The following is a 12,002-nucleotide window of genomic DNA, read 5'->3' as shown; positions in this document are numbered from 1 at the left end:
GGAACGGAATAAACTTAAGAAATCTTAAGAAACGTCAGAGAGGTGCTTTTTTCTCAGATAGCTCAGGTATTCTACAGTGATTCCAAGGTATGAAGCAATCATGTATTGAGGGAAACGCTGTTCGATATTGCGGTAAGCAGTAACAAATGTTCGGTATTTGGTATAGGCATCTACCCGTGAGTGTTCAAAAGTTCTCTCTTGCAAAGTAACATAGGCAGACTGCATTTTCAGCCGCCAGAATTCGGAAATGGCCGGAACTTCTTTGTATAATAATTCCAAATTGCTTTTACTGATCTGTACAATGATAGTATCTTCATTAGCCTGAATAAACATTCTTGACGGCAGTTCACTCAAATAGCTGTAAAGATCATTCACCCACCAGTTTTCAATACCCAGCTGAGTGGTGTTTTCTTTTCCCTTTTCATCAATATGATAAGCGTACAGGCTTCCCTGGGCAATAAATCTCATGTGTCTGGAAACCTGTCCTTCACGAAGCAGAAAGTCTTTCTTTTTGAGCGATATAATCTCTAATTTGGACGTGACACAGTCTATATCTTTATCTTCTAAAGAGACTATTTCCTTAAAGTGTTCTATCAGCTGTAACAGTATTGTATCGGTATCCATTATAAAATATTGTAGCGTACCGTAATGAATCTAAGGTATTGCCTACCGTACAAATTTACACAAATATTAAAAATTTCAGGAATAACAAAAGCTGAACCTCAGTTGAAAAGAATGATGAGTATTGAAAAAAGAAATCTCATTGAAAGCTAAAATACTCAACAAGAAACTATTATTTGTAGATTTGTGAATATCATGAAAATAGAGAATATGTCATTTATCAACGATTTGGGTAAGATTATTTTTTTCCTGTTTCTGCTGTTAAGCGCTTTTCTGCTGACTGCAAAATCTGAAAGAAAATTACCCCATTATTTATTCGCTGCCTTTCTGTTGATTTCTGTCATTGATCTTTCCGGTTTTTTCCTGCCTCCATCTGATCATAAAATAATTAAAGACTTCAAATTGGCAAGTGTTCTTTTGCAGATGCCGCTATATTATCTGTATGTAAATGCCGCCTGTTATTATAATTTTACCCTCCGCAAAAAGCATCTTCTGCATGCATTGCCATTTTTGTTTTTCATGGGATGGTTTAGCATAACAGGTATTTCCGGGCAGAATGATCAGGCCTTTGATCTTGTTTCTACTGTTCAGTATTATTTCTATATCATTGCTGTATTTTTGGTGTTGAGAACCTTTAAAAAGCTATATCAGGAAAACTATTCCAGTAATCATCAGCTTACCTATAGATGGCTGCTGCAGACCACAATTCTCTTTTTGATCGGAAACACATTTGTATTGATAAGAGAGTTTCTGAAAGATAATGAAACTGCATTTTTATATTTATATACTCTGAATTCGTTATTTGTATTATTTGTGATCAGCTGGTTTGTATTGAATGCTTTATACCGTCCCAATCTTCTGGCTGGGATTAACAAGGATCTGACTCCGGTGCAGGAGATTGAAGAATCTCAAAAAGAAGAACCGGAGCAGCTGAAAAATCTCCTGACCTTTATGGAAGTAGAACATCCTTATCTGGATGATAAGCTTACCTTACAGAAATTGGCAGTACAGATGGGGATGCCGGAAAAGCATTTGTCAATATTAATTAATCAGCATACGGGCAGACATTTTTTTGATTTTATTAATGAGTTCAGAATTAATAAAGCTAAAGATCTTCTTAAGGATCAGCCCCAGCTTACGGTGCTTGAAGTATTGTATGAGGTGGGGTTCAATTCCAAATCTTCATTTTATACGGCTTTCAAAAAAGAAACAGGTGTTACTCCTACAGATTACAGGAAATCAGTTGTTTAAATAGAGTCCGAATTAAAGTCGGACTGATTTTTCAGATAAAAAGAGTCCGATTTCCGGTAGTCGGATATTTACATCATCGTAAAGTTTCAGATTTGCTTCATCATTAAAATGTAAAACAGATGAAACCACAAATCAGATTGACGTTATTTATTTTTACCATCCTGAGCACCGGATTTTATTTCGGACAATTCACTCAGCAGGACAAAATCCGAAAAGCAGATTCCTTACTAAATACTTATGCCAAATCCAATGAACCCGGAATGGCTGTAGGCATTATCAAAGACGGAAAAGTACTCTATAAAAAAACATATGGACTGGCAAATCTCGAAGATAGAATTCCGGTGTCAGACTCTACCGCTTTTGATATTGCTTCTGTTTCAAAGCAGTTTACAGCTTTTATTACACTTTTGGCTGAAAAAGAAGGCCGATTATCATTGGAAGATGATATCCGGACTTATCTTCCGGAGCTGAAGAATCTTCCCTATAAAATTACCCTGAGACAGCTTGCCAATCATACCCATGGATTGCCAGATTTTACAAGTATTAAAGACTTGCAGGGATTCGGAAATGAAGTCCGGGTAACTAACGAAGATGCTGTAAAAACAGTTTTAGCCATTAAAAATATCAATTTTAAACCAGGCGATCAGTACAGGTACAACAATACCGGTTTTATGTTGCTTGCAGAAATCCTCCACAGGGTTTATAAGAAAGATTTTACACAAATACTTCAGGAATATATTTTCAAACCTTTGCAAATGAATCACTCAATGGCGGTGAATGATCCGGTAAAAATCACTCCCAACAGAGCGGAATCCTATCAGGTAACCCATTCCGGTTTTGTCAAAACTCCTCTCGGGCAGATGGAAAATGGCTCGTCCAATATTTTTACTACTTTGAATGATCTGTGTATATGGGCTGTTAATTTTCAGAAACCTTTGGTGGGAAGCCGTGAAATCTACAATAAGATGCAGCAGAGTACAATATTGAATACCGGTGAGAAAATACAATACGGGCTGGGATTGCAAACCGGAAAGTATAAAGGATTGGATATTGTCTTTCATGGAGGAGGAACTGCCAGTTACAGGTCTTATATCCTGCATGTTCCTGCCTATCATCTATCTGTTGTACTCACAGGAAATAAGAGTGTTTTTGACGGACTGGTGATTGCCTATGCATTAGTAGATGTATTTCTTAAAGACCAGCAGGTTTTTCCGGATCTTCCAAAGAAAATATCTTATACAGCGGCTGAGTTAAAATCATTTGAAGGAACTTATGAAATAAATCCGGGAAATTATCTGGAGATAAAAACAGACGGTAAAAACCTTTATTGGGATAATAATAAAACTCCCTTACAAATAGCAGGAGATGATAAGTTTAATATCCCTTTTATTCCGACAGGAAGTTTCACATTTCATCCGGAGAAGTTAATTTTCAATATTGGAGATTTTACATTTGTATGCAAAAAAGTAGTATTAAAGCCTCTGAATGAGAATACAATGGATCTTCGTAAGTACACCGGATTCTACAGGAATGAAGAATTCAACACGATATATCAATTAGTGGTAGAAAATGATAAACTGGTTGCCAGACATCCTTTGAATCCAGATATCTTATTGTACTTTTCAAGTTCCTCACAACTTTATTCTTACAAATCATTCTTCGGAAAGCTTGATTTTAAATATGATAAGAATAATGATATTAAGGGATTTCTTTTATCGGGAGGAAGCCTCTCTGATATTGAATTTAAAAGAATAAAATAGTCTTTTCAAAAGTGTTATTCCGGGTTTTAACTGTATGATATCCATAATGATACTTTTTTTGTATAAAAGAATTTATCTGTCCTGTCCGATATCCAGCTTGTCAAATTGACCTTCTGCATTTTTGTGGAATTTGAAGTAGATCTGAAATGTTCCCCATTTTCCAAACATTTTTACCATCTCAGGTTTACCGGAAATCATGGCGGTTGCTTTCTTGAAACCCATAAATACGGCCAATAGAAATTTATTTTACATGAAAAAGATGAGGGTTTTGTTTGTTTTATGCTAAAAAGAAGACCACAATTTACGGGATAAATTGTGGTCTTCTCAACTAAGAACTATTTTAACTACGATTCTGTTTTCAAATAACCATAATGTAAAGCAGTTTCTTTTCCGAATAAGCTTGAGAAAATATTCTGAAACTCATGGATGTACCTGCACTTTATGGCATTCCCGTATATCTTTAGTCCTTCCAGTATTTTTCTGGAGCTCAGATCAATGTCATATTTTATAAAGGATTCCGGTCTTTCATATCGGATGCTCTGCTCCGAACTGTAAGTTCTTGAAAATCCTAGTTTTTCAAGCCATTCTTCTGTTATCTTAATAGGTTTGATGGAGGCTGCCGGAACTGAAATACTTTGAATATCATTTTCAATTTTAACAAAATAAGCCTGCTCAACATTCTGAAAGATCTCAGTAATCGTATAAATCTGATTTTTGTACTCTACTAAGTTCTTGATTTTTAGATCTGCTACGTTCATAATATTTTGGTTTTTAGTTGATGATATGGTCTCAGATAAAAAGCAAATAGTATGCCCGGCATTGTATTGTCAAGCCTTGTTTTAGGAAATATTAGGTTAAATTTTTACTATAAAAAATTAATGATATGTTAAAATAGTACGTCCGTAAAGGGTTTGTCACGCCATCATGAAATATGTAATGTGGTATATATGTGGTACTAGTTTTTTACTCTTGCTTTGGGTGACGTATTAAAAGTAACCAAAAGAAGAGCAATAATAACGGAGATGATAAGGACTCCAATGAAAACATTCCAGGAATAAGCATGAAGAAGATAGCCGGTACCACTTCCCAGAATACTTGAACCAAAATAATAAAACAACCAGTAAATAGAAGTGGCTGAAGATTTTCCACGTTTGGCATACAAAGCAGTCATCTGGCTGGCCATTGTATGGGCTGCGAAAAAAGAGAGGGTAAAAAGTCCAAGTCCGAAAATAAGAATATAAATATTTTCTGATAATAATAATGCTGCTCCGGTGAGCATAGACAGGATAGAAACTTTAAGAATGCTGTTCATCGGAAACTTTTGAGAAAGGCGGCCTACGATCATCGTCCCAAAGACTCCAAAAATATACATCAGGAAGATAAAAGCGATAATAAAATGGCTTAATGAAAATGGTTTGGCTTCTAATCTGAATGTTAGATAGTTATAAACACTTACGAAAACTCCCATTAGTAATGCTGCAGTACAATATAAGCGAAGCATATACGGATTGGTAAGAAAAAACTTCATCTGTTTGATCTTAAGATGATAATCTGTTTTCTGTGGATTGAAAAACCTTGATTCCGGAAACAGTTTCCAGAATACAACGGCCAGAATGAAACTTTCTATTCCGATAAGCAATACTGCATTACGCCATCCGAATTCCCCGGCAAATAAAGTCGCCATTATCCTTCCGCTCATTCCTCCAATAGTGTTTCCACTGAGATACATGCTGATGGTTGCAGGGACTGCCAGAGCGCTTACTTCCTCTGTAAGATAGGCTAGCGCAACAGCAGAAACGCCGGAAACAACAAAACCTTTAAAAACTCCGATAGCAATCAGGAGGCTTAAACTTGGAATCCAGGTCGAAATAATGGTAAGTAGGGCAGATGAAATCAACGAAAAAACCATCAGGCTTTTTCTTGAATAGCTGTCGGCTTTAAAGGCAAAAAACAGTAATCCCAATGCCATACCTATCGTGGATGATGATACCAAAAGGGAAGTGTCACCTACAGATACCCCAAACTGTTCTGCAGCCATAGGTAGCATCGGCTGGAAAAGATAAAGCTGTGCAAAAACCGAAAGTCCGGAAAAGAATATACAAAGTTTGATGTATCGGAGACGTTGGCTTCCCTGAAGAGCTTTTTCAGATGGATTCATTATGGTTTGCAATTAAAATGCAGTGGTTTGACAGAAAATTAAGTTCTGTAAATTTCCTGATTATTTTCCTAATTTAAAAATCATTATTTCAATGATATTGATTGGTGAAACAAATCAGTGAAGCTGCAAACTGCTGATGTATTCAGAGGGTGTAATACTTTCCATCTGTTTGAATACCCTGTTGAAGGTAGACTGGTTGGAGAATCCTGCCTCTGTATAAATATACATAAGGGTTACCTTCTCAAGATCATTTTCATTAAGCAGTCTTTTTACACACTCAATTCTGTGCATATTCAGATAGTTATTGAAGTTGGGATATCCTTTTGTACGGATGGATTTGGAGATATAGCTGCTGTTAATATCAATTTCCGTTGAAAGCTTTGAAATATTAAAATTAACATCTTTATACAGCTGTTTTTCTCTCATTACCTGTTCAATTTTCTCAAATAATTCATCTGCAAAAGGTGTTTTCTCTACCATAGGAGCCGGCTGTATTGTTGTACTCTGAGCCTTCTCCTCAATCTCATGGTAAATTTCAACCCGCTTTATTTTATCCTTAAAATAGAGCAGGAGGGCAATCACAGCTACATTGGAGATCATCAGGATGGTATCTGTAAGCCTTACATCTTCCGGCCTGTGTATGGGAAAGTTAAAGCTGAAGGATTTGGAAATAAGGTATCCTGCAACAATATTCAGTAAAGCAAATAAACTGTAAATATATACATACTTCCTCTGAAAGAAAACATAGGCGGCCAGTGGAATGGGAATAAGCCAGACAAAACTCGCTATAGAGTTGTTCCAGAAAGCCAGCATGATGTAAAAATTATAGAGTGTGGCAATAATGATATAGGAATGCACCATTACATTCACCGAATAGTTTTTACGAACAATCAGATAAGTATAATCCAATAAAAAAAGCCCTCCGAAAAGATACCATGCCATTATTTTATCCGGAATGATAAAAGTAAATATCAAACCAAATAGGGCAAGAATAACAGACATCAGAATATTATAATAATACACCAGCTGTCTTTTATACTGTTCAATTTTTATGTCTTTTGCGGTGGTCATTTGTGGTTAGAGATAATTTTTTAAACCATTCAATACATTTTATTCAGTCAGTTTTCAGAAAATGACTTATTTAAACATTTGATTATTAGTTGTTTGTGTTTTATTGAGCCGTTTCCGGTTTTTCATTGATTCTTGATAAAGTTGATTGATCAATGCGGATAACTTTGCACCAGCTAGCTCAACAAAGGCTGATTGATGATATGTCAATTGACCCCGCATGATTTATTCAATTCTTAAATAAATCAACAAAATTTTAAACAAATATACTAAAATGAAAAAAATAAAATTACCTCTTGCCAGCATAATGATGTGTTTTTCAATAGCGGCATATTCCCAGGTTGGGATCAATACAGACTCTCCTAAAGTAACATTGCATGTAGAAGGAAAACCGGACGTTGCAACAGTTCCTGATGGAGTAATGGCTCCCAGAATAACAGGGGATCAGCTGAAAGCGAAAGATGATGTTTACACAACGGTACAAACGGGAGCATTGGTATATGTGACTCAGGCGGTCACAATGCCTTCTGCAAAAACGGCGAAAGTAGATAAAGCCGGTTATTATATGTTTAACGGAACGACCTGGAAGTTTGCATTTGGTGGGAAAGATGATGATATCACCATAGGAGATTTAATTTATTACCACGGAAGTATTCCTGCAGGAGTTTCAGGAGCGAATACTTTAGCCAGTACCTATCTTTCAGATTTACCCGTTTTGGGAGGTTTCCTAAGACTTGATGCCCAATTTAACAGCAGTTCAGCAGGAACTGGAGCGGCTACCACTTTTAATCCGAGACTTTATAATGCAGGGACTTCAGATGTGAAAATCTGGGTCTCAGAAATGTCTACCCATACCGGTGATTCTGACAACGGAAATATTAAATTATCACCGGGAGCTTACCGACAGTTTGATGATGGTGTTTATCTTACTCAGACTCATAATGAGACCGTAACATTTGATATTACCATACAGGAACCGGAACCAAGATGGTACAGAGTATATTATGCATTCCGCGTAGATAACAAATCTAATACAGGAAGCAGTGATGCTACCACCACAGATTCCAATACTTCTGATAACACAAGGGAACTGTTTCTTTCTGTACAGAGACTATATTAATTAGCCGCCTGATGATTCTAAAAATACAATAATGATATAAAAATATACAAAATCTATGGGTTAGCTGTTTAAAAAATCTAATGAGATTTGTGTTTTTTCTGGGGCTGGAATAGTATGAAATTTCAGCCCCGATTTTCTTAATGCATCATTTCATAGGCCTTGATCAGTTCTGCAATATTGGTTACATCAAGCTTTTGAAAAATTCTCTTTTTATAAGTGCTCACCGTAGACATCTGGATATTGAGCCTGTTGGCAATTTCAAGATTACCGTTGCCGTCTGCCAGAAGTTTAAAAATTTCATATTCTCTCGATGATAGCTTTTCTACCGGATTATTTCTCTTGTTTTGAATAATAAGGCCAATCAGCTCTGCAGGGTAGAAATATCCTTTTTCGATGACCGTTTTTACAGCATTCTTAATTTCTTCTTCACTGCTTTGTTTATTCAGATAGCCTTCAGCACCTTCTCTGATATACTGGATGGCAACATCCTTGTCATATCCTGAGAATATGAGAATCTTAAGGTCATTTTGTATATTTTTAAGCTCCGGAACCATTTTTTTATACTGAGTTCCTGGCATATCAATATCTAAAATAAGAAGATCATACCGTTGACCTTCCAGTTTCTTTTTCACCTGGTCATAATTTTCTGCAAAATCTATACGGATGGCCGGATAAGCAGTTTCAAGAACCAAAGAGGTGCCTGCCCTTACTACATAATGATCATCAGCGATTAAAATTCTTTCATTCATAGAGATTAGTTTTTATTGAGTGTTATTTCCACAACAGTTCCTTTAGGCTGGTTTTGTCTGAAACTCATTTCGGCATTGATCTTTTTTACCAGATGGATGACCATATGCAGCCCAAGACCTTTTCCTTTGAAGCTGGGGGTTTCCTGTTTAGGATTTCTGAACAGGTTCATGTAAATGTCAATCTGTTCTGCAGACATTCCTGTTCCTGTATCAGTAATTATTATGGTGGATTTTTGTGGATTTTCGGTAATATTTAGGGTTATATTTCCTTCAAAAGTATTTTTTACGGCGTTATCAAGGATGTTATGAATAATAGCAGTCAAAATACTTTCATTTACCTGAGAATAAACGGTGTGCTCAGTAAGGTTGGTAATTGTTGTCCCTTTTTCTTTGGCGATTTCACAGAATAGTCTGTTCTTGATTTCCAGGATTCTGTTGATGGGATATTCCTTCTCTTCAAAAATATTTTCAGCCTTATAAAGCTCAGTGTATTCTTTTAAATTCAGCGTAAACTGATAAAGCTGTTCTGAAGATTTATAAATACTGTCAAAATACTTTTTCTGAAGCTCCACATCATCAGACTCATGAAGTTTCTGGGAGAGCATGGCAATAAACCTGATAGGAGTGGTAATATCGTGGCTGATGGTTTCCACCAGTTTTTTCTGATATTCCGTTTCTTTCTGCAAATTGTTTTTCACAACCTCCAGGTGAAGAGAAGTTTCCTTTAGTTCAGAGTTTTTATTGTGAACAATCTGTTTTAAAGCTTTATTTTTTATCCTTAAAAAATTGGTGGTTAACTGAACGATAACAATGATTATGATAAGGATAATAATGGAAGCAGACACTCTGAAAAGTAATGTCTGATAAAAAAGAGGATGAATTTTGAAACGTATTGTTTTTTCTTCATACTTTCCATCCGGAGAAATAAGGATTCTTACACTGAGTGTATATTCACCGGGAGAAAGATTACTGATGGTATATTTTAATTCTTTTCCTGCAGCGATCTTTTCCCATTCAGTGTTTTCTTTTCCTGATATTTTGGCCTCAATATAAAGGTTTTCAAGATTAGAAAAATAAGGAATGTCAATAAAGATATCCGCTGTTTTATAATTATTCTTTAACTCAAGAAGCTGATGAAAATACTGAGGCTCAGCATTCCCGATTTTCACCCTTTCAATGTAAATTTTATTTCTTTCCGGATAATAAGAATGAACACTTTCCGGATTGAAAAATACAAAACCATCCATAGAAGGAAATACAAAGTCTCCATTCTCCAAAGCATAAGCGTTAGGCTCAGAACTTCCATTGAATTCATTGGTCAGAAAGCCGTCTTTTTTGGTGATACGGTAATAGAAAACCGGAGTTTTTTTGTCTTCTGCATAGTCCAGCAACTGCTTCTTAGGAACCTTAAACATTCCGTTATTCGAAGATATCCAATAATATCCCTTTTGGTCTTCAAGAATATAATGGGCCGACTGGAGGTAATTATTACAGTCGTTCGGCATCTTGATAAGCTTATGATTCCTGAAAAGATAGAATCCGTTTTTATTTGTAGTAATCCATATCAGATTATCCTTTGTTTTGATGATGCTTTTAACATGGATGTTTTTGATTAAGGGAGTTATGGTATTACTTCCCAGCATTACGGAATAAAGGCCGTCGCTGTTTCCGGTCAGAATTTCATTGTCGCTGTACTGAAAAAAAATATTCACGAAACTTTTAAAAGTATAAGTGAAATCCGGTTGGGCAAACATATCTTTTTTGTGAAGATAAAGCTGGGTACCCGAAAGATCTGTAAAGGTGGTACCATAAAGATTTCCACTTTTCATAAACGTTTCAAACCCTTTTTTAACAAAAATGGAATCCTTCTTTTTATACCCTGAATTTTTATAAAACCTGATAATACTGTTTCTCTTTTTGATCAGAATATTCCCGGAATTGTCATACATCATCATATAATTGTCATTGCTTCCGAAAAGGTGTTTCTTAACAATCCCGTTTCTCCCAAATTCTGTCCCGTCCTCAGCAATGATTGTACTTTGGCTGAAGGGAAGAGAGGCAAAATATACATTATTAGAAAAATCAGCCTCTTTTTTTGAAACATAGAAATTGGAAAGTTGAAGTACGTTCAATCCGTTATTGAGGGTTCCCAGATATAATTTATTGAAATTTTTATCATAAAACATGGAACAGTAGGAGTGATTTCCGATTTCCTCAAAATTTACAAGAAATTTCAGGCGAAGATCCTTTTCATTTCCTTCTAATAAATAAATGTTATCATGATTGATAATAAAAGTCTGATTGGTAATCTGCTGCCAATAGATTTTAGTGTCAGGATGATTAAAAAGAGTAGGTTTATCAGAAACGGAAAGATGTCCTTTGTAGATAGAATAGGTTTTTCTTTTTTTCAGATCATTGATGAAAAGATGTTCATTCAGTACAAAAATATAATTCAGATCTTTATTGGTAAAAGGGAGGGCAATCTTTATTTCTTTTTTCCCTTCCTTATAGATGATGGCATTCTTTTCTGTAAAATGATAAACAGAATTTTTAAGCTGAATAAAATACTGAATGTCACTATGGAAGTCTGATGTGATGATATTATTGGCAATACGGTACAGGATATCCGTACCATTGGAAAAGGTCATTTTATCTCCGGAGGTAAGTCTTGCCAGCCTTGGAAATCTGTTTTTAATAATGATTTTATTTTCCTGAAAATTGTTAAGAACTGTTATACTGTCAAGAAGCGGGTCACCAATAAATTCCCCAAAATGGAGATTATTTACCCTAAAATTATCAAAAGTAATAAAGGAACTCCCGTCATACCGTACCAGTCCGTTTTCTGTAGAAATCCAGATGAAGCCATATTTGTCTTTGACAATGGCCTTTGCACTGCTTTGTGGAAGCCCATTATCTATGTTGTGCCACGTAGATGTATAGTGCTGCCCGGAAATGTTTAGATAGATGCAAGCAAAAATTAATGCCCAAACTCTCATATATGTGCAAAACTGATCTATATCTGCTGCTAATGCAATAGACGGTTAATAATAGTATTTGTACAAGTCGAAGTTTTTTTAATGGGCAGGAACGATTGAAAATAAATTTTTATCATTGAAGTTTTCTGGTCTTTTGTGTTTTATATTTTTTGATCGTGTAAAAATAGTGAAATTATGGAGATAAATTAGTATTGCATGATCTGTTTTCTGTAAGTTTTATCATGCAGTGTAGGCAATAATTCATTTAAAAAAATTTAAAACATTATCATATTTCAATAA

At 35.4% G+C, this 12,002-nt stretch carries 10 protein-coding genes; 3 read left to right on the top strand and 7 right to left on the bottom strand.

Going from position 1 to position 12,002, the window contains the following annotated elements:
• Positions 1-24 precede the first annotated feature (24 nt).
• The gene (locus tag ODR02_RS00240) at positions 25-624 is read right to left on the bottom strand and encodes a Crp/Fnr family transcriptional regulator (protein WP_209784827.1); all 600 of its coding nucleotides are present in this window, start codon (positions 622-624) and stop codon (positions 25-27) included.
• A gap of 207 nt (positions 625-831) precedes the next feature.
• Between ODR02_RS00240 and ODR02_RS00235 the strand changes: the two genes are divergently transcribed.
• Both ODR02_RS00235 and ODR02_RS00230 read left to right on the top strand, forming a co-directional pair.
• On the top strand, positions 832-1,872 hold the full coding sequence (locus tag ODR02_RS00235) for a helix-turn-helix domain-containing protein (protein ID WP_309511255.1): 1,041 nt from the start codon (positions 832-834) through the stop codon (positions 1,870-1,872).
• Positions 1,873-1,991: 119 nt separating this feature from the next.
• Complete coding sequence (locus ODR02_RS00230; RefSeq protein WP_309511254.1) at positions 1,992-3,632, top strand: serine hydrolase domain-containing protein; 1,641 nt, start codon at positions 1,992-1,994, stop codon at positions 3,630-3,632.
• Positions 3,633-3,704: 72 nt separating this feature from the next.
• On the opposite strand, the gene ODR02_RS00225 is transcribed toward ODR02_RS00230, so the two are convergent.
• The 4 genes from ODR02_RS00225 to ODR02_RS00210 all read right to left on the bottom strand — a co-directional run bounded on the left by ODR02_RS00225 (position 3,705) and on the right by ODR02_RS00210 (position 6,861).
• The gene (locus ODR02_RS00225; protein ID WP_331834607.1) at positions 3,705-3,866 is read right to left on the bottom strand and encodes a hypothetical protein; all 162 of its coding nucleotides are present in this window, start codon (positions 3,864-3,866) and stop codon (positions 3,705-3,707) included.
• 110 nt (positions 3,867-3,976) lie between these two features.
• Positions 3,977-4,390, bottom strand: coding sequence for a hypothetical protein (locus tag ODR02_RS00220; RefSeq protein WP_209784823.1), 414 nt, complete (start codon positions 4,388-4,390; stop codon positions 3,977-3,979).
• Between the two features lie 197 nt (positions 4,391-4,587).
• The gene (locus tag ODR02_RS00215) at positions 4,588-5,790 is read right to left on the bottom strand and encodes an MFS transporter (RefSeq protein ID WP_209784822.1); all 1,203 of its coding nucleotides are present in this window, start codon (positions 5,788-5,790) and stop codon (positions 4,588-4,590) included.
• Between the two features lie 114 nt (positions 5,791-5,904).
• Complete coding sequence (locus ODR02_RS00210) at positions 5,905-6,861, bottom strand: helix-turn-helix domain-containing protein (RefSeq protein WP_309511253.1); 957 nt, start codon at positions 6,859-6,861, stop codon at positions 5,905-5,907.
• 271 nt (positions 6,862-7,132) lie between these two features.
• On the opposite strand from ODR02_RS00210, the gene ODR02_RS00205 reads away from it, so the two are divergent.
• Positions 7,133-7,978, top strand: coding sequence for a hypothetical protein (locus ODR02_RS00205; protein WP_209784820.1), 846 nt, complete (start codon positions 7,133-7,135; stop codon positions 7,976-7,978).
• 137 nt (positions 7,979-8,115) lie between these two features.
• On the opposite strand, the gene ODR02_RS00200 is transcribed toward ODR02_RS00205, so the two are convergent.
• Both ODR02_RS00200 and ODR02_RS00195 read right to left on the bottom strand, forming a co-directional pair.
• On the bottom strand, positions 8,116-8,727 hold the full coding sequence (locus tag ODR02_RS00200) for a response regulator (RefSeq protein ID WP_105682677.1): 612 nt from the start codon (positions 8,725-8,727) through the stop codon (positions 8,116-8,118).
• A 5-nt stretch (positions 8,728-8,732) separates the two neighbouring features.
• A complete protein-coding gene (locus ODR02_RS00195) occupies positions 8,733-11,723 on the bottom strand; it encodes a sensor histidine kinase (RefSeq protein WP_309511252.1) in 2,991 nt (996 codons plus the stop codon).
• Positions 11,724-12,002: the final 279 nt, after the last annotated feature.

Origin of the sequence: Chryseobacterium sp. CFS2 (assembly GCF_036543225.1) — a bacterium.
Classification (GTDB): domain Bacteria; phylum Bacteroidota; class Bacteroidia; order Flavobacteriales; family Weeksellaceae; genus Chryseobacterium; species Chryseobacterium culicis_A.
The sequence above is the reverse complement of the archived record's forward strand: the minus strand, read 5'-3'. Positions and strand labels throughout refer to the sequence as shown.